Source organism: Bacillus sp. FJAT-27986, from assembly GCF_001685035.1.
GTDB lineage: Bacteria > Bacillota > Bacilli > Bacillales > Pradoshiaceae > Pradoshia.
The window spans coordinates 340,677-359,417 of record NZ_MAYV01000015.1 but is presented as its reverse complement, the minus strand read 5'-3'; the positions used below and the strand labels follow the sequence as shown (position 1 = coordinate 359,417).

Genomic DNA, 18,741 nt, shown 5'->3' with positions numbered 1-18,741 from the left:
GAAACCTAACAGCAGGTAAGGGCGTATGCCCTCTTACAAGGATAACATTCACATTTAAATCTATTTATGAGATTAGATTAATCTTCACCATCCAAACCAAAACGTTCAACCAATACAGCCAATGTCCTCGCCATTACACCAGTAGCACCTGATGGTCCAAGTTCATAGCTGGAACGTCTTGTAGATGTACCAGCTATATCTAAATGCACCCATGGAGTCTCCTCGGCAAACTCACCAACAAATGCACCTCCCATAATGGCATGCCCCTCTGCTCCCGGCGAATTATTAAGATCAGCTATTTTGCTATTGCGAACACGCGCTTTATCCCTTTCGGTAATTGGCAATCTCCACATGGGTTCTCCAGCTTCATCAGATGCTTTTAAGACTTCCTCAAACCAGCTTTCATGATTTGTCATCGCACCTGTCATTTCTACACCTAATGCTGTAATAACTCCCCCGGTTAATGTAGCTACATCAACTAAATAATCCGCTCCATGCTGTTTAGCATATGTAATCGCATCTGCCAACACAAGACGCCCCTCGGCATCTGTATTCAAGACCTCAATTGTTTTACCAGCCATGGAAACTATGACATCATCCGGTTTGAAGGCATTTCCGGAAATCATATTATCTGTTGATGGAATAACAGCCACAACATTTTGTTCAGGTCTCAATTCCCCAATTATCTCCATAGCTCCAAGGACAGCGGCTGCTCCCCCCATATCCGTTTTCATTCCAACTATCCCTGCTTTTGTCTTTATTGAATATCCGCCTGTATCAAATGTAATTCCTTTGCCAACCAAACCAATTACATCTGTCCAGTCAGATTTCCCTTGATATTTTAGGACAATCATTTTAGGTGGTTCAGCAGATCCTTGGTTGACGGCAAGCAAGGCTCCCATTCCAAGCTCCTGCATATCTTCTTTTTCAAGGATTTCGCACTCAAACTGATACTTATCAGCCAGCCCTTTAGCATAATTGGCCATATCTGTAGACGTTAGCATATTACCTGGAAGATTTACTAAAGTCCGAGCTGAATTGGTTCCTTTTCCATATGTATATCCAACAAAAAGGGAAGACTCAACTAGCTCTCGGTCGGCTTCCGTATATACAGAAACCTCTTCTATTTTCTGATCTGGTTCATTTTTCTTATGCTTATATCCTTCAAATTCATACGTAGACAAGGCTAATGCTTCTCCTAAAGCATGTGCTGCATCCTCCACCGTAATGACATCTGTCAGGAATGACGTTAAGTCGACGCTAATCTTTGTCCATCCACGACCTTCGACTTTCTGAAACATTTTGCCAAATGCTTCTTTCAGCTCTTCGAATGTTAAATCTTTTTGTTTCCCCAATCCAACGAACACCAATCTCTCCGGTGGAATAAGATCAAGTGTATGCAATGTCGAAACTTTTTTCTTCCGAGCGGAAATATCTCCAACCTTGGCAAGCTCCTGAAGCTTACTATTCATCATTTTATCCGCTTCCGATAAAGTCGCTGCAAGCGTAACTGGATGATTAAATGCTCCAGTTACCAAAACAGGCATATGTAGTTGACTCGGATTTTCATTATAAACTTTAAACATACTACTCCTCCTGATCGTTTATCTTTATTCATGCCTTTTCTTACTGACATTAACTATCCTTACCTATTATCTTACCATTGGCATCATAATTTAGAACAAATGACGCATTCCATTCACTGAAAAATTAAACGATTTACCCCGACATATCTTGCCTATTTTACCCTTCCTTTAGACATAAAAAAACAGAGGACTATTATCCTCTGTGAATTAGTTGCGGAGGCCAACAGGATGTTGGTCACAAAGACGTTGTCACAGGACATGGCGTTCTTAGTCTTTGTTCCTTGAAATGGTCGCCTCAGCTTTTATGCAATCCGGCTTCAACGGCTAGAAACTCAGGTCATAAGCATGACCTCTACAGGAGGGAAGAACTCCTCCTTCCGAGCCCCTGTCTTATGCTCCTCGCTTCTGAGCAAGCCGCTTCAGCACTATAGTCAATCCGGCTTCAACGGCTAGAAACTCAGGTCATAAGCATGACCTCTACAGGAGGGAAGAACTCCTCCTTCCGAGCCCCTGTCTTATGCTCCTCGCTTCTGAGCAAGCCGCTTCAGCACTATAGTCAATCCGGCTTCAACGGCTAGAAGCTCACAGGACATAAGCATGACCTCTACAGGAGGGAAGAACTCCTCCTTCCGAGCCCCTGTCTTATGCTCCTCGCTTCTGAGCAAGCCGCTTCAGCACTTTGATTTATACCCTATACATACCGGCGCTTGGTCATATGGGTCGATGATGATTCTGGCTTCTATTTGGAATACGGTTTTTAGTACTTCTTGGTTAATGATTTCGGTTGGTGTGCCGGATTTGATTATACTGCCGTCTTTCATGGCTATGATATGGTCTGAGTATCTGGAGGCATGGTTAATATCATGAAGAACCATTACAATTGTACTTTTTTCTTGGCGATTGAGTTCCTGAATAATTTGCAATACATCCAGCTGGTGGGCCATATCCAAGTATGTTGTGGGCTCGTCTAAGAGGATGATGTCTGTTTTCTGAGCCAGGGCCATGGCTAGCCAAACCTTTTGTCTTTGCCCACCAGATAAGCTTGCGATGCTTCGGTTTCGGAAAGGGGATGTTTTTGTTATATCCATTGCCCATTCAATGATTTCCATATCTTCATTCGTCATTATTTTATTATTTTTACGATGTGGATAACGTCCATAGGATACCAATTCCTCCACACCCAACAATCCCGGTGCAACCGGGCTTTGCGGCAGCATAGAAAGCCGTCTGGCAATCTCCTTCGTTGAAATCGTGTTCATATCTTGCTCCTGCAAAAATACCTTCCCTTGCTTTTGTTTCAGTATACGTCCCATCGTTTTTAATAAAGTAGATTTTCCACAACCGTTCGGTCCAATAATAGTCGTTATTTTTCCTTTAGTAATGTCTAAGTTTAAATTTTGAAACACGGTCTTTTTTTCATAACAGGCTTCAAGATTTTCTGTACGCAGAATACTCATATCAAATATCCCCCCTTTATGCTTTCGCCTTTTTGAGTAAATACAAGAAGAATGGTACCCCAATAATGGATACGATAATACCAACTGGCAGTTCAGCAGGGGCAATGATTGTTTTGGCAATATAATCAGAAGAGACTACCAACAGCGCACCGATTGCTGCACTCACAGGGATAACAAATCTATTTTGAACACCAACAAGATAGCGCGATATATGCGGCGCCATTAAGCCAATAAATCCAATACTGCCTGATACTGATACACAAGCGCTTATTAAGCCGATACTGCTGAGAAGTAAGATTGATTTTTCTTTATTAATGGCTATACCTAAACTGATAGCGCTACTATCCTCTAATTGGAGCAAATCAAGTATATAGGCCTTTTTTAGAATGATCGGTATACATATAAACAGCCAGGGGGCCATGGCAAGTATGTAAAGCCAATTGGCATCATAAATGCTGCCTGTGATCCACACAACTGCCATTTCAAAATCAGTTGCTTTCATTTTCAGCGACAAATATAAGGAAACGGCACCAAAAGCTGAACCAATCGCTATTCCAGTCAAGATGAGTCGTTCTACATCAAGGGAACCATTTTTCCATGAAAAGGCGAATATAATTAAGGCCGCCAGCAATCCTCCAACGAGACCAAATAAGGGCATAGCCATAATGGAGAGCCATGTCATTCCTTGAAATACGCTATGAAAGAAAAACATAAATAAAACTACAGCCGTACCAGCACCGGCATTAATACCAAGTATTCCTGGATCGGCCAAGCCATTCTTCGTCACTCCCTGAATCACAGCACCGGCTATTCCAAGCCCAATCCCAACCAGACAGCCAATCAGAATCCTCGGTAACCTAAAATCAAAGATGACCAAATCGTGTTCCGGATTTACGTCTATTCGTGCTAATGTCTTTATTACATCGATAACAGACAATTGAAAGGTTCCGGCCATCAAGCTATAAACGATGACTGCTGTAATAGCGAGTACAATCAGCCATAATGTTATGTAATATCTTAGTTTTGAAACTTTATGCAAGGCCTCTTCCTCCTTTTGTTCTGATTAAATAGAGGAAGAATGGTACACCAATCAATGCAGTCACAACGCCAATCGGTGTTTCAAAGGGATAATTAATAAACCTGCTTAAAACGTCACATAAACCAAGAAATACAGCCCCGAGTATGCCTGCACAAGGAATTATCCATTTATAATCAACGCCGACAAGCATACGGCTAATGTGCGGAATGATTAAGCCTACGAAACCAACTTTTCCTACTAATGCAATTGCCGTACCCGTTAAACAAATAACAGACAAAATACAAATTACTTTGACTAATCCGGTACGCTGGCCCAGGCTGATTGAAACTTCTTCACCAAGAGAAAGAATCGTTACGGATTTGGAAACTAGTAAGGCAAGGAAGATTCCAACTATTCCAATTGGTACAGCCAGTCCAAGGAGCTCTGAATCTATTTGATGCAATCTCGCATTATACCAAAAACTAATATTCTGGGAGACTTGGTAATAGGAGGCCAATGCTTGAGACAGGCTGCTCAGAAACGTCCCAATTACAGTACCTATAATTGCCAAACGAACAGGTGATAAACCATTGGGAAGCATAGAGCCAAATCCATAAACAATTCCTGCACCGAGCGCTGAACCAACCATTGACAACAAAATCATTTCAATAGATGTCATATTCGGCAGGAAAATCATTGATACAGTAATGATAAAAGCTGAACCGTCTACCACCCCCATAATGGAAGGGGATGCAAGATAGTTTCTTGTCATCCCCTGCATTAGTGCACCTGATATAGCAAGGAAAGATCCAACAAGAAGTGCGCCTATTGCTCTCGGTAAACGGGATGTCATAATAATGGCATGGTCCACATTACCGGCATCATAATGAAAAAGGGCATTCCAAATCGTTATATAATCTATATTTTTGGCTCCATAAAAAACGGATAACAGGATGATAAGGAGTATAAGAATGGGTGCCGCACATATTATCAGTAAAGGTATTTTCCTCTTATCCATACACCATCAACCTTATTCAGTCAAAGAGCTGGTTGCAGCTTCGAGGAAAGCCGTCTTACTCCATGCCGTACCGCCCTGGGCAAGAGGATCCACAGTATTAACGAATACTTTTCCGTTTTTAGCAGCATTCATACTTTTCCAAATTGGATTAGCTTCTAGTTCTTCTAATGCTTTCGGTTTATCAGCATTTTCACTTTCTTCAAATTGAAGGAACACATAATCCGGATTCACTTCCGCAAGCTTTTCCATTGAGATAACTTCCTGTGCCTTCGCAGATTTTACCACTTCAGGTACCTCAAGTCCTAAATCATTGTATAGAACTGGGTTAAGGTACATACTTTCCGGATACACATAGACATTGCCTCCTCGGATACGAAGGACCATTGCCTTTTTCCCTTTCAGAGATTCACCCAATTGTTCTTTTGCTTCCTCAGCATCTTTCTTATAACCAGAAATAATCATTTCTGCTTCAGTTTCTTTACCTGTCAAATGAGCCATTAAATTTAAGTTATCTTCCCAATTTGTTGAGATATGGGAGTATGGGAATGTTGGTGCAACCTTCGTTAATTGTTCAGTAACATTCTCCTTCGCTTTGGAAGTCCAAAGGATTACATCAGGCTTTAATCCAAGTAACGTTTCATAATTTGGCTGTGTTTTTTCCCCTATCGACTTGGCACCAGCCAAATCTTCAGCCAAATAAGCAGGCAGTTCTCCGGCAATTGTAATAGCGCCTACAGGCTTAACTCCTAAAATTGCTGCATCCTCCATGGATTCAAGACTCGCTGTAGCAATCTTTTTCACTTCAGAAGGAACCGTATATTCTTTATCTAGGTATGTAATCGTTTGAGTTTTATCTTCTGATTTCTTGCTTTCATCAGCTTGAACTTTATTGTCGGATTGTTTTATTTGTGTCTCCGTACTATTGCATGCTGCCAATCCAAGGCAAGTCATTGCGGATAAACCCACTATTAATAAATTTTTTTTAATACTCATTTTCCCTCTTCCCCCATCTAATCTTTTTCTATGTACTCGCTTTCACTCTAACTTAACTATTGTTTTACCTACCCCCATATTTATCGCAGAAAGTATTGAAAATGATAATCATTATCAAGTATTATATAAAATATATACTAACAAACTGGAATTTTCAATTAATTTCATGTAAATTTTTGAATGATTTATACTTAATTTGTCAAATAATCTTTTGAATCCAAATGAAAAGAGGTCAATAAATGAGAGAGACACCCAAAAAAGATCCTATGGAAGACAGCTTGCCTTGGCAGCAAAATGTTTCTTTACCAAATACCTGGGGAATAGATCTGTACAATCAGATTCAGGACCGGTTTTATCGTATTTTTATTTACAAGCCGGATACTGTTCCTCCTCCTGAAGGATACCCGGTTATCTATGTGTTGGATGCAAACTCTGTATTTGGCACCTTTGTTGATGCAATGCGTGTGCAAATGAGAAAGCCGGAAAAAACTGGCGTGTATCCAGCGATTATTGTTGGAATTGGTTATCACACAGATCAGCCATTCTCTCCTTACCGTGTCTATGATTTTACCAGGCCAATATCAAAAGAGGATTTACCGCCGCACCCAGCAGGCTTGGAATGGCCGTCTCATGGCGGAGCTGAATCTTTCATTACATTTATTAAAGAGAAAGTTAAACCTGAAATTGAACGCCATCTGCCGGTCAATATAGACAAACAAACACTGTTTGGACATTCACTAGGCGGATTATTTGTTTTACAAACTCTTTTTTCAGAGCCAGATACTTTTCATACATACATTGCAGGAAGCCCCTCTATACATTGGGATACACAGTTTTTTAGAAGTGAGAAAGAAGCATTCACCCATAAGGTAAAGCAATCAGAGCGGCAAATAAAGATTTTGGTCGGGGTAGGCGAGCTGGAAAAGCTACACTTTAGCGGAATGAATAAAAATGCTGCTGAAATTTCCGAAGAACTTAATCAGTTGCATCAATACGGTATTCACATACAGTTCAGAGAGTTTACAGAGGAAAGTCATGTATCGGTATTATTACCACTTATTAATCGTGCAATTAAACTGGGAAGTATATAAAAAAGCTATATAGCGAACACCGAGTTTAAATCATAAAAAAACCGCCCTTGAGGAACGGTAAAGGAAGAAAAATATTTCGCTACTTATTATTAATAATTTGATTTCTAAATACTTGCAAGCTCTCTGTCTCATTCAAAGCTTTTAGCTCAGGTTCAGTCAGCTTGCCTGTTCCCATACTGACTACATAGACCTTCAGCTGTTTTTTTCCCCATTTCTGATATACATCGTCCACGGTATCGTAATAAAGATCTATTTTATTCCCCTTTATGGCTGAACCTGTGTCAGCAACCACTCCATACCCATAGGATGGGATAAAAAGAATGGTCCCAATTGGAAAGACACTTGTGTCCGCTGCAATCGTTGAATATAAGTCACGTTTTACCCTAACACCTGAATAGGTGATTCCGTAGCTGGGATGGTTTGGATTTTTCCCAGTTGACTCGTACCCTGCTGTATAACCTGTAGCAATCACTTCTTTAGCCGGGTATTTATTCCAATCATCATTTTCTTCCAGCGTGGACGCTGATTTTATTTGTTTAACAGAGGAAGTTGTGTCATAGCTTGATAACGATATTTGCTCTTTGGGCTTAGGATTTTCCCTTACTATTTTAGAATGTATATGGCGAAAAACAGGAAACTCATGAACACTAATTCCTGTAAAATATGAAAGGGTTACAACGGTAGCCAGTAAGAATAAAAAAACGAGTGAAATTGCTCTGATATATTTAAAAGTATGGTCCATGTGACGATTTCTCCTTTCACACAAACCATTTTTCCCAATACCAGATTATCTATTCGTTTTTCAGAATTATCTATACATTTTCAAATAAAAAAACCCTTTAACGATTGCTCGAAAAGGGTTAAAACATTCTGTATCCCATGGTACGAAGTATTCTTATAACGATACCTGAAACAATGGACCCTGCTAAACCTGCGGCTAGGATAATTGCATCTGCAGAGGCAAGATTGAATAAATGCTCTTTTAATGATTGAAAGCTAGAAGATGGATTTACAAAGTACTCCGTTAACTTAACACTGTTAATAAAATATAATGCTGCCAAAGGATAAATAACGGCCATAATCCATGTCTTTCTAAATAACATATTTAAAATAAAGCCCAATCCGAAAAAAAGAATAAAGAACAATACAACTGATATAATTACAACCGGAATTGACATGCCCATTCTCTATAACTCCCCCTTAGTCGTACAAAAGTAAGTTTATAGGATGGAATAATTTTCGTCAATTGGGTTGTTTTTGAAAAATAACATTTATTTAGTGTTTTTTGTTTTACCACTTCCTCCGCAACATGAGCATGTTTCAGATCCTCCAAGCAATAATTGAAAATATCCCTTTCCATAGCAATACGGGCACTGATAGGCTTTTTGATTCATAACATGATCACCCCCTAATTTAATTGAATTTTCTGATAATATAACAGAAAATTTGGTAAATGAAAAGTACCCCAAAAGACTCAGTAATTTAATGTAAGCGTATACAAGGTAAATTTCCTTTTAAATTCTCCCTTATACACAAGAAATCAATTATATAAATAATTTATAAGCGGTGTATTGAAAGACATCCCCAGGATTGATTCCTTCAAGCGGTTTCTTATGAAGGGATGCATGCTTATCATTTAACTCCGTCAATAACAATGAACTGTCCGGATCCTTTTTAATTGTCTCCTGGTCCATAAAAGCAACATCCAATAATTCAGTTTTTTGTATCGAAATCTCTCCGGAAATTGGTTCCAATAAAAATAGCAGCATATTATCACTGATCTCATTACGTATAACACCTGTTCTAAGACCAAATAATCCAATGATTTTCGTCTCAATCCCCGTCTCTTCTTTAATCTCTCTAACCACTGCTTCATCTGCTGTTTCTCCCGGCTGTACAAAACCCGCCGGCAATGACCATTTCCCTTTTAAACCGCCATAAGACTTCTTCACAACAAGCCATCTGCCATCCTTTGTTACGACCAATCCTGCTACACCTAACCAGACATATTTGCTTCTTTCTATCATATGAGCACCTTTTCCTAGATTTTTTTTATTATCTATACAAAAAGCTGTCTCGAGTATAATCGGACAGCTTTCTTTCAAACTATATTATACCTTTATTAAATTAATTTAAATTTACCCTTTTTCATGAGAAGCGGCAAGCCACCCATCATGTATAAGGCACGATTATCAATGATTTTTTTCATCGCAGCTGCTTTTGTACCTTTTAATTTTTTGCCAAAAACGACTCCAATAGCATCATCATCCCCAAGTGAACATACAGTGCCTTTTGGTTCAAATACGAAATCTTTCATTTTCTCTCCTCGAATAAGGGCAGCAATATTTTCGGAGCAAACTTCTGCCTGCTGCATAGAAATTTGTGCTGTTGGCGGGTAAGGACGATTAATCTCTTCATTAATGATTAACGCACAATCTCCAATGACAAAAACATTTTCAAGACCGGGCGCCTGCAAAGTAGGCTCCACTTTCACACGGCCGCGCATCGCCTCAATACCTGACTTTTCAATGATACTGCTTCCTCTGACACCCGCTGCCCAGATAACTGTACCGGCTTTTATTAATTCTGTATCGTCTTCGCCTTTTCCGACCAGAATTCCCTCTTCCGTGCAGCCTTTGACTGGTGTACCAATCATAAACTCAACACCTTTTTTCTCCAATCGTGCAACAGCATATTGTACAAGCTCCGGATCAAAGCCTGGCAATGCTGTAGGTGCTGCTTCTACACAAATAATACGTGCTTTATTAGGATCAACATCATATTCTTCACAAAGAGCCGGCATACGATTAGCAAGCTCTCCAATAAATTCAATACCTGTAAATCCAGCACCGCCTACTATAATGGTCAGTCTTTCTTCCTTTTTATCCGTTTGGTATTGGGAGAACTGATAATCAATATGTTCACGAATATGACGTGCTTTATTCACACTGGAAATACTGAATGCATATTCCTTTAATCCTTCAATACCAAATGTTTCAGATTCAGCACCTAAAGCAACCACTAAATAATCATATGAAACAGTGCCATTCTCGCAAACTATCACTTTCTCATCTTTTTTTATTTCTACAACGGTATCTTCAATCATGGCTACCTTATTACGATCAATGATACTGCTAATATCATAGCGTACTTTATTGTGATGTATGGTACCCGCAGACGCTTCATGCAGCCAAGTTGTTTCATAATGATAACGATGCTTATTAATTAGTGTAATTTCAGCTTCATTCACATTAATTTTATTTTGCAAACGCTTAGCTGTTAACAATCCGCCATAACCGGCTCCTAGAATAACAATTTGAGGCTTTTTCACTAGTATCACGTCCACCTTTTTTATATGATATAAAAATTCAAACATCTTGTGATATCATTCACGTATATCACGTCAAAAATGTCACAAAATATTAACATTTCGCTATAGATTACTATATTCTCTTTTGGTTATTTTTTCAAGCGCTGGATATAAAAAGGATAAAAAAATAAGTAACGGTATTACCTTTGACTTTTTTGAATATTTACTCTTATTATCTTTATATACACACATATCCTTTAGAGGAACGTTATACCAAGATATATGGTACTATTTATTAAAGATTTATTTACAATATAGGGGGTAATCAAGTGAAAGAAGATCAAAAAGTATATGACGTAACGATCATAGGTGGAGGACCTGTAGGATTGTTCACTGCTTTCTATGGTGGTATGAGGCAAGCCTCAGTGAAAATCATCGAAAGTCTGCCCCAGCTAGGCGGACAATTATCCGCACTCTATCCCGAGAAATATATTTATGATGTAGCGGGTTTTCCCAAAATACTCGCTCAAGAATTAGTTAATAACCTAAAGGAACAAATGGCTAAGTTCGATCCAACCATTTGCCTTGAACAAGCTGTCGAGAATGTTGAAAAACAGGCAGATGGCGTTTTTAAAGTAACAACCGATAAGGAAGTTCATTATTCAAACACGATCATCATCACAGCCGGTAATGGAGCATTCCAGCCAAGGCGCCTTGAACTTGAAAATGCGTCTAATTATGAAGGGAAAAATCTTCATTATTTTGTTGATGATTTAAATAAATTTGCCGGTAAAAAAGTCGTCGTATGTGGCGGAGGGGACTCTGCAGTAGACTGGGCATTAATGCTTGAGCCTATCGCCGAGGAAGTAACCCTTGTTCATCGCCGGGATAAATTCCGTGCCCATGAACATAGTGTGGAAAATCTTAAAAATTCAAGTGTAATCATAAAGACTCCATATATACCATCTGAATTAGTTGGCGATGGGGAATCCATTAAACAAATCGTGTTGGATGATGCAACCGGGGATCATAAAGAAACGATTGATGTTGATGACGTATTAGTTACGTTTGGCTTTGTTTCTTCACTTGGACCTATTAAAGAGTGGGGACTTAATATCGAGAAAAATTCCATCATTGTGAATAGCAAAATGGAAACTAATATACCTGGTATATATGCAGCAGGAGATATTTGCACATATGATGGGAAAGTGAAGCTAATTGCCTGTGGATTTGGTGAAGCTCCTACGGCTATTAACAATGCAAAAGCATATATGGATCCTAAAGCAAGAATCCAGCCCCTTCACAGTACAAGTATGTTTAAGGATTGATTTATTGAATTAAAACTGGTCAAGACGCGCCATGCAGAATAAATAAAGGAATTCAGGATGTAAGCTCCTATGCTAACACATTCTGAATTCCTTCTTTTTTTAGAACCCAACCTTCCCTCTTTGTATGTATACAAATTCTTCCCTTACGTACTAGTAAATACCAGAGTCAGGCCCCCTATGAAGCGGGTATGAGTTACTAGTGAGGTGATTACAATGAATGTGTTAATAGTCGGTGCAAACAATCGCACAGGCCAGCGAGTACTTGAGCTTTTGAATAAGTCTTCTCATCAGGCATACTGTTTAGTACATGATGAAAATCTTGCTTCATTAGTTAGAAGTCTTGGTGCTGAACCCATGTTCGGAGAAATAACCGATTCTCTCCAATTGGAGGGCATGCACGCAGTTATTTACGCAGTCGATGTAACAAATCCTAGTATTCATGATACGATCTCCCATGTAACACAGCACGGAGCTATCCACTTTATACGTGAGTGTGAAAAAGCGGGCATAGAGCGCTTCGTCATGCTAAGCTCCGTTTATGCTGACAAACCGGATGAAGCACCATGTGTTCTTTATTCCTTATTGGAGGAAACAAGGATGACGGAGAATTATTTAACTGGATCCAGTAGGTTAAAGTATACAATTGTCCGTCCAGGCAAAATGATTGATTCTGATGGCACATTTAAAATACTGGCGGCAGAATCTATCGATGATGATGGAATGATTTCACGTAATGAAGTTGCACAGGTTTTAGTTGATACATTAGAAATAGATACGACTTTTAATAAGAAATTTTATTGTATTGAAGGCCCTTTTCCTATTAAGGAAGCCTTGGCTGAAGTGTAATATAAAAACAACTAGTCTCCCTCTCCCCGCTCTTATTGGGAGAGGTTATTTTTGTATTTAGCAGGAACCTTAAAATGCCTTAGTCTCATATAAAAAATTCCTTCTCAATAGATACCTTTTTGATCGCATCTGTTTAAAGAAGGAATTCCAACTAAATCAGTATTGATTTGTTAGTTTAACATTGCTCTGGATTACCCGTAACTTTAGCTGTACGAAATGAAGACCCACAACCACATGTGGCAATGGCATTCGGATTATCAATCGTAAAACCTCCGCCGAGCATCGATTGTTTATAGTCTATACGCGTTCCAGTCAGGATAGGCGCGTCCTCTTTATTCACAAGAAAATGAATTTCATGCTGTATGGTTTCAATATCACTATCTTGTTTTTTTTGCTCAAAGTTCATGCCATACGATAAACCGCTGCACCCTCCACCATGGACGGAAACACGCAAATATGGCTGATCTTCCCCGCTTTCTTTTATCATCGTATTTATTTGAAAAGCTGCTGCTTCTGTTACAATAATGACATCATTATTCATTACCATTCTTCCCCCTTATAAAAAGTTAGAAGGAAATTAAATCCTCTATTTATTAGTATATACATTAACCGGTGTCCTCTCAACCTTAAAACTGCCCATAATATGCTGCTGTTCGCACGTTTTTGAATAAGATATACGCTTTTAAATAACACTTTACCTAAATGACTATATTATTTTATCCAAAAGATTAATTAATATTTTTTACATAAACAGCAGCGGAATGAAAGAAAATAGAAAGACGAAATTGAAAGGAGTTTCCTTGATGCTTTCTTCCGAACAACAATCCAATCTTCAATCAAAATTAGCAGATGAAAAAAAGGAACTTGAACATCACATTTCCCTGAATAATCATTTTGGCATAGGGGAAGATGAAAATTTTTATAATTATGTAGGAGAACTCTCTACATATGATAACCATCCTGCGGATACCGCCACTGAGCTATATGAACGTGGTAAAGACCTAGCCTTAAATGAACATTTTGAGAATGAACTTAATCAGGTAAATAGAGCTTTACAGGCAATTGAACAAGGAACCTATGGTAAATGTGAAGTATGCGGTAAAGACATCCCTTTTGAGCGGCTTCAAGCAATACCATCTACCACTTATTGCATCGAGCACAGTACTGAGCAAACCGTTTCTCACGAACGTCCAATAGAAGAACAGGTCCTGCATCCATTATATGAAAAAAAGCATGAGACAGAAGTAAATGGCTTTGATGAAGAAGATTCCTGGCAGGCTGTTGCGGAGTGGGGGAGTTCAGATACCCCATCTGATTATTATGATCCAAAAGAGCACTATGATCAGGTCTATTTAAATTCCGATGAATATATTGGATATGTGGAGGATATTGAAAATTTCGCTGGAAACGATATTGAAGGGAAAAATGTTCAAATCTATCCTACAGCAGAACTTGAGCAATTAAAGGATTTATTGGATGAAGAAGGTATCATGACATCCTTTGGCGATTTAAAACCATATGAGGAAGATCCTTATACTGAAGATACCAATGATGATGAGTAATTCTTTATACAAAAAATAGGGAAGAAATAAGCAGAGTATGCCTATTTCTTCCCTTTTTATTATATTAAAACATTGGGTTCTCTTCCAGATATTCGTAAATATGATCTACTAATTCTTCCGGACTGTCCCCTGTTACGACTTCTCCATTTACAAGGGCATACATACTGGCAGAGCAAATTCCACAATAACTAAGACACCCATATTCAATAACATCCAAATTAGGATCTTTATCTAAAATCTCCATAGCGGCCTGTGAACCGCTGACAAGATTACTGACACAAAATTCAATTATTGGTTTCATACTATTGTCACCCCTTAGCACAACCAAAATCCTACTCTAAAATGATATAATAGTCAATTAATTAAGGTGAATCAGTTACCTTTTTATACTCCATCTGCCGAGAGATGTGATAGAGAAAATGTTTTTAAATTAGGACATCCGAAACGGAGTAATAATGTGACTTTTCACAAATTATGCACAATTCAGTTGTTATTTTTTCCTATTTTCGATATACTTTGTATGGAATTTTACAATATTGACATCTATTATAATAATTTAATATTTTTATAGCACTACTTTGAATTTAGTATTCTAGCATAGTTTAAAATTAGAAAATTGTATCCCAACAAAGGAGTCGTCATTTCTATGAAAAACTTAGTCATCCTCGGTGGTGGGTATGGTGGTATGAGAATACTTAACAAGCTCACTGATCATCATTTTCCCGCAGATATTCATGTTACTTTGGTCGATCGAATTCCTTATCATTGTTTAAAAACTGAATTTTATGCGCTTGCCGCTGGTTCCATTTCTGACCACACTATTCGTGTATCATTTCCTCAGCACGAAAGAATTCAATACAAGTACGGTGAAGTATCCTCTATCGATTTATCAAATAAGAAAGTTCTATTAAAAGATCAGGAACCGCTTACATATGATGAACTGATTATCGGCCTGGGCTGTGAGGACAATTATCATAATGTGCCTGGAGCCGCAGAATATACCTATAGCATACAGTCTATTGATAAATCTCGCAGTACCTATCAAGCACTGAATAACCTCGGACCAGGTAAAGTAGTTGCCATCATTGGCGGAGGATTAAGCGGAATTGAACTAGCTAGTGAATTGATTGAAGGACGCCCGGATTTAAATATTAAGCTTTTTGACCGTAATGACCATATTTTATCAGCATTTCCTAAAAAACTTAGTAATTATGTGGAAAGCTGGTTTCATGAACATCGTGTAGACTTAGTCCCAAATAGTAATATTACTAAGATAGAACCTAACCTGCTTTATAATGGTGACGTTTCCATTCCATGTGATGCCATTGTTTGGACCGCTGGCATTCAGCCAGTACAGCCAGTCAGAGAACTGCCTGTTGAAAAAGACAGCGGTAACAAAATAAAACTGACAGTCCAGCACACCATCCCAGGCTATCCAGATGTATTTGTCATTGGAGATTGCGCAAGCCTTGGACATGCCCCAAGTGCGCAATTGGCAGAGGGGCAAGGTGAACAAATTTATCAGGTACTGGTTAAAAAATGGGCCGGAGAACCGCTCCCTGAATCCTTCCCTCCAATTAAACTGAAGGGAATTCTAGGATCCCTTGGTAAAAAACATGGTTTCGGACTAATGTCTGAACGTACTATTATTACTGGCAGAATGGCGCGGCTGTTAAAGTCAGGGGTTTTGTGGATGTACAAGTATCATAATGGATAATAGGACCCTATGTTGATGGTTCGAATATATCGATTATTAAAAAACAAGCTTGCAGACCCTAAAAGTAGGCTGCAAGCTTTATCCAAATAATTATTCACTTTTATATCCGTAATCTCGTAAAGCTTCAGTTATTATCTTTAATCGAGGGCTTCCTTCTCCGACTACTTTCCCGTCCAAGATGACTAAAGGATAAAAATATTCTCCTTCGGCAACTTTCTCAGCTATTTCTTTAATTTTCGGATCTTCTGGTGGGTTAAAAATATCGATGTATGTGATCGTTAATGGGTGACTTGGGAATTTTCTCGATAAGGCAGCCTGCAGCCATTCATATGTTTCTTTTGATGATGGCATTCCAACACAGCTTGCACATATTTGTGTGGCTCCGTATACATATAAATTTGCAACCGTCACCTGTTTTCCCCCTATTTTATCGCTTTTCTTTTCATCATACATAAATTTAATATAGGAAACAAATTTTAACTATAAGCTAAGGAATGTAGATAGCTTTTTTAAGGTAAAATCATTATAATATGATTAGGAAAGGAGTCGATAGCCATGGCAGAACAAGAATTATTTGGGCAAGTTCAGGAAGTACTAGATAAATTACGTCCATTTCTTCTTCGCGACGGCGGCGACTGTGAGCTGGTTGATGTGGATGATGGAATTGTAAAATTACGTCTTTTAGGGGCTTGCGGAAGCTGTCCCAGCTCCACAATCACATTGAAAGCTGGCATCGAACGTGCACTTCTTGAAGAAGTTCCAGGCGTTGTTGAAGTTGAACAAGTTTTCTAATGATCAAAACACAAATAGCAGCGATTCCCCTATAATTGGGGAATCGCTGTTTTTAATTTAAATCCGTCAGTTGTATAATAGAACCCGTATTGACCATTGGAATATGAAGGATATTCATTTCAGGAAACTCTCCTTTAAGACGTTCACAAATAAGTGGAACAGAATGTGAAGGAGCTAAAGAAAAAATGGTTGGCCCGGCACCACTGATTGAACTGCCATAAGCTCCTTCCTCTTTTGCTAAACGTTTAATTCTAGAATAGTGAGGCATTAACTCACTTCGATACTTTTCATGGAAATCATCTCTTTCCATCATCTCTCCAACCAGTTTCCAATCATTTGTAGCAGCAGCGGCTACCAAAATGTTCGCTGCAGCACTTGAAGAAACAGCTTGAGAATGGGACAGATGAGTTGGCAATACTTCACGTGCTCTTTCAGTGTTCAACTCAAACGGAGGAATCGTTACAATTGCCCCGACATCCCCAATCGGTAATGATACAAGGGTTGATTCACAATCATTATGAATGCCGACAATCATGCCACCGTAAATGGATGCACCCACATTATCTGGATGCCCTTCCTCTAAACTCGCAAATCTTAGTTTTTCTTCCTTGCTCAAATTCAGATTACAAAAGACATTGGCAAGCTCAAGTCCCGCTACAATTGCTGACGCACTGCTGCCCAGACCTCTTGCCAACGGTATTTCACTTTTCACCATCAATCTGCAGACCGGCATTTCTGCCCCAAAATAGGCTGCAGCTTTCTTAGCCATCCGAACAATAAAATTACTTTCATCCGAAGGAGTTTTCTTTAATTCATCCGATTTGATAATAACCATCCATTCATCTGATGGCATTGCTTCTATCGTCAAATACAAGCCCAGTGCGATTCCAATTGAGTCAAATCCCGGTCCCAGATTGGCTGTACTTGCCGGTATTTTAATACGCAACATGTCAGGCTGGTTCATGATGAGACTACACCGCCAAAGCATCTTACCAATTCTTCTTCATCGTTTTCAATAACAGTTGGTTGTATTTGACTGTACTCCACAGCCGTATTTGGGTCTTTAAGCCCGTTACCGGTTAATACTGCGACAACTGTTTGTCCCTTCTTTATTTCTCCTGTTTGCAATTGTTTATAGATACCTGCAATGGAAGCACAGGAAGCTGGTTCGGCAAATATTCCTTCTTTTCTGGCTAATAACTGATAAGCCTTGATAATATCATCATCATTGATTTCATCTATTTTTCCGTTTGATTCCTTTACCGCCTCAACGGCATATTCCCAACTGGCCGGATTTCCGATACGAATCGCAGTGGCTATGGTTTCTGGTTGTTCGAACACCCGATTATGTACAATCGCAGCCGCACCTTCCGCTTCGAATCCTCTCATTTCCGGAAGCCCACTCTGGCATTGCTCATGATATTCCTTAAACCCTTTCCAATACGCTGTAATATTACCGGCATTTCCAACCGGTATTGCGAGCACATCAGGGGCCTTACCCAATTGTTTACATATCTCAAAAGCAGCCGTTTTTTGCCCTTCAATTCTGTAAGGATTCACCGAATTGACAAGTGTGATGGGAAATTTGGCACTGATGGAGCGGACCATAGCCAATGCCTGATCGAAGTTCCCTTTAATGGCATAGATTTCGGCTCCATACATAACTGCCTGAGCTAACTTACCCATGGCAATTTTCCCATCAGGAATAACAACAATGCAGCGTAGCCCGGATCGGGCTGCGTAGGCTGCAGCTGCAGCGGATGTATTGCCGGTTGAAGCACATATAATCGTATCACTGCCTTCTTCTATGGCTTTTGCTACTGCCATCACCATTCCCCGATCTTTAAAGGAGCCTGTTGGATTGGCACCTTCATATTTAACATATAAATCAATCCCCAACTCCTTTGAAAGATTATGACAGCGAATTAACGGCGTATTCCCCTCCAACAGACTTAAATTCGGGGTCTGGTTATTCACCGGTAAAAATTCTTTAAATTCCTGCAGTAACCCATTCCAGCTCATT

The 18,741-nt window shown here is 39.2% G+C and carries 21 protein-coding genes; 6 read left to right on the top strand and 15 right to left on the bottom strand.

The features are described from left to right. Positions 1-77: 77 nt before the first annotated feature. The 5 genes from A8L44_RS12610 to A8L44_RS12590 form a co-directional block, all read right to left on the bottom strand. Positions 78-1,586 carry a leucyl aminopeptidase gene (locus A8L44_RS12610; protein ID WP_066106601.1) on the bottom strand — a complete coding sequence of 503 codons (1,509 nt, stop codon included), beginning with the start codon at positions 1,584-1,586 and terminating at the stop codon, positions 78-80. Positions 1,587-2,257: 671 nt separating this feature from the next. Then, positions 2,258-3,043, bottom strand: coding sequence for an ABC transporter ATP-binding protein (locus A8L44_RS12605; protein ID WP_066106598.1), 786 nt, complete (start codon positions 3,041-3,043; stop codon positions 2,258-2,260). A gap of 16 nt (positions 3,044-3,059) precedes the next feature. After that, the gene (locus A8L44_RS12600; protein WP_066106594.1) at positions 3,060-4,082 is read right to left on the bottom strand and encodes a FecCD family ABC transporter permease; all 1,023 of its coding nucleotides are present in this window, start codon (positions 4,080-4,082) and stop codon (positions 3,060-3,062) included. Further along, positions 4,075-5,079 carry a FecCD family ABC transporter permease gene (locus tag A8L44_RS12595; RefSeq protein ID WP_066106591.1) on the bottom strand — a complete coding sequence of 335 codons (1,005 nt, stop codon included), beginning with the start codon at positions 5,077-5,079 and terminating at the stop codon, positions 4,075-4,077. The genes A8L44_RS12600 and A8L44_RS12595 overlap by 8 nt, the downstream gene beginning before the upstream one ends. Before the next feature lie 12 nt (positions 5,080-5,091). Next, the gene (locus tag A8L44_RS12590; RefSeq protein WP_066106925.1) at positions 5,092-6,066 is read right to left on the bottom strand and encodes an iron-hydroxamate ABC transporter substrate-binding protein; all 975 of its coding nucleotides are present in this window, start codon (positions 6,064-6,066) and stop codon (positions 5,092-5,094) included. 245 nt (positions 6,067-6,311) lie between these two features. Between A8L44_RS12590 and A8L44_RS12585 the strand changes: the two genes are divergently transcribed. Further along, positions 6,312-7,163 carry an alpha/beta hydrolase gene (locus A8L44_RS12585; protein ID WP_139063852.1) on the top strand — a complete coding sequence of 284 codons (852 nt, stop codon included), beginning with the start codon at positions 6,312-6,314 and terminating at the stop codon, positions 7,161-7,163. Positions 7,164-7,242: 79 nt separating this feature from the next. Here A8L44_RS12585 and A8L44_RS12580 read toward each other — a convergent pair whose 3' ends face one another. From A8L44_RS12580 to A8L44_RS12565, 5 genes are all read right to left on the bottom strand, one after another. After that, complete coding sequence (locus A8L44_RS12580; RefSeq protein WP_066106586.1) at positions 7,243-7,905, bottom strand: 3D domain-containing protein; 663 nt, start codon at positions 7,903-7,905, stop codon at positions 7,243-7,245. 118 nt (positions 7,906-8,023) lie between these two features. After that, positions 8,024-8,347, bottom strand: coding sequence for a YuiB family protein (locus tag A8L44_RS12575; RefSeq protein WP_066106581.1), 324 nt, complete (start codon positions 8,345-8,347; stop codon positions 8,024-8,026). Between the two features lie 87 nt (positions 8,348-8,434). Further along, the gene (locus A8L44_RS19010) at positions 8,435-8,557 is read right to left on the bottom strand and encodes a YuiA family protein (protein WP_175354293.1); all 123 of its coding nucleotides are present in this window, start codon (positions 8,555-8,557) and stop codon (positions 8,435-8,437) included. Between the two features lie 150 nt (positions 8,558-8,707). Then, entirely contained in the window at positions 8,708-9,187 is a 480-nt protein-coding gene (locus tag A8L44_RS12570) for an NUDIX hydrolase (RefSeq protein ID WP_175354297.1), read from the bottom strand. Positions 9,188-9,285: 98 nt separating this feature from the next. Then, positions 9,286-10,503, bottom strand: coding sequence for an NAD(P)/FAD-dependent oxidoreductase (locus A8L44_RS12565; protein ID WP_225983739.1), 1,218 nt, complete (start codon positions 10,501-10,503; stop codon positions 9,286-9,288). A gap of 299 nt (positions 10,504-10,802) precedes the next feature. On the opposite strand from A8L44_RS12565, the gene A8L44_RS12560 reads away from it, so the two are divergent. Both A8L44_RS12560 and A8L44_RS12555 read left to right on the top strand, forming a co-directional pair. After that, positions 10,803-11,801, top strand: a complete 999-nt coding sequence (locus tag A8L44_RS12560) for an NAD(P)/FAD-dependent oxidoreductase (RefSeq protein ID WP_066106573.1) — start codon at positions 10,803-10,805, stop codon at positions 11,799-11,801. 213 nt (positions 11,802-12,014) lie between these two features. Beyond that, positions 12,015-12,647: an NAD(P)H-binding protein gene (locus A8L44_RS12555; protein WP_066106570.1), complete on the top strand. Its 633-nt coding sequence runs from the start codon at positions 12,015-12,017 to the stop codon at positions 12,645-12,647. 175 nt (positions 12,648-12,822) lie between these two features. Here A8L44_RS12555 and A8L44_RS12550 read toward each other — a convergent pair whose 3' ends face one another. Further along, positions 12,823-13,188, bottom strand: a complete 366-nt coding sequence (locus A8L44_RS12550) for a HesB/IscA family protein (RefSeq protein ID WP_066106916.1) — start codon at positions 13,186-13,188, stop codon at positions 12,823-12,825. A 262-nt stretch (positions 13,189-13,450) separates the two neighbouring features. On the opposite strand from A8L44_RS12550, the gene A8L44_RS12545 reads away from it, so the two are divergent. Beyond that, the gene (locus tag A8L44_RS12545; RefSeq protein ID WP_066106567.1) at positions 13,451-14,209 is read left to right on the top strand and encodes a TraR/DksA C4-type zinc finger protein; all 759 of its coding nucleotides are present in this window, start codon (positions 13,451-13,453) and stop codon (positions 14,207-14,209) included. 64 nt (positions 14,210-14,273) lie between these two features. On the opposite strand, the gene A8L44_RS12540 is transcribed toward A8L44_RS12545, so the two are convergent. Next, positions 14,274-14,510, bottom strand: coding sequence for a YuzB family protein (locus tag A8L44_RS12540; RefSeq protein ID WP_066106566.1), 237 nt, complete (start codon positions 14,508-14,510; stop codon positions 14,274-14,276). A gap of 345 nt (positions 14,511-14,855) precedes the next feature. On the opposite strand from A8L44_RS12540, the gene A8L44_RS12535 reads away from it, so the two are divergent. Further along, complete coding sequence (locus tag A8L44_RS12535) at positions 14,856-15,926, top strand: NAD(P)/FAD-dependent oxidoreductase (RefSeq protein ID WP_066106563.1); 1,071 nt, start codon at positions 14,856-14,858, stop codon at positions 15,924-15,926. A gap of 90 nt (positions 15,927-16,016) precedes the next feature. Here the strand turns inward: A8L44_RS12535 and A8L44_RS12530 are convergent, their stop codons facing one another. Beyond that, complete coding sequence (locus tag A8L44_RS12530; RefSeq protein WP_066106560.1) at positions 16,017-16,379, bottom strand: YuzD family protein; 363 nt, start codon at positions 16,377-16,379, stop codon at positions 16,017-16,019. Between the two features lie 102 nt (positions 16,380-16,481). Between A8L44_RS12530 and A8L44_RS12525 the strand changes: the two genes are divergently transcribed. After that, the gene (locus A8L44_RS12525) at positions 16,482-16,718 is read left to right on the top strand and encodes a NifU family protein (protein ID WP_066106557.1); all 237 of its coding nucleotides are present in this window, start codon (positions 16,482-16,484) and stop codon (positions 16,716-16,718) included. A gap of 52 nt (positions 16,719-16,770) precedes the next feature. Here the strand turns inward: A8L44_RS12525 and thrB are convergent, their stop codons facing one another. Further along, on the bottom strand, positions 16,771-17,682 hold the full coding sequence (thrB, locus tag A8L44_RS12520) for a homoserine kinase (RefSeq protein WP_066106554.1): 912 nt from the start codon (positions 17,680-17,682) through the stop codon (positions 16,771-16,773). After that, on the bottom strand, positions 17,679-18,740 hold the full coding sequence (thrC, locus tag A8L44_RS12515; RefSeq protein WP_066106550.1) for a threonine synthase: 1,062 nt from the start codon (positions 18,738-18,740) through the stop codon (positions 17,679-17,681). Before thrC ends, thrB begins: the two co-directional genes overlap by 4 nt. Position 18,741 lies beyond the last annotated feature (1 nt).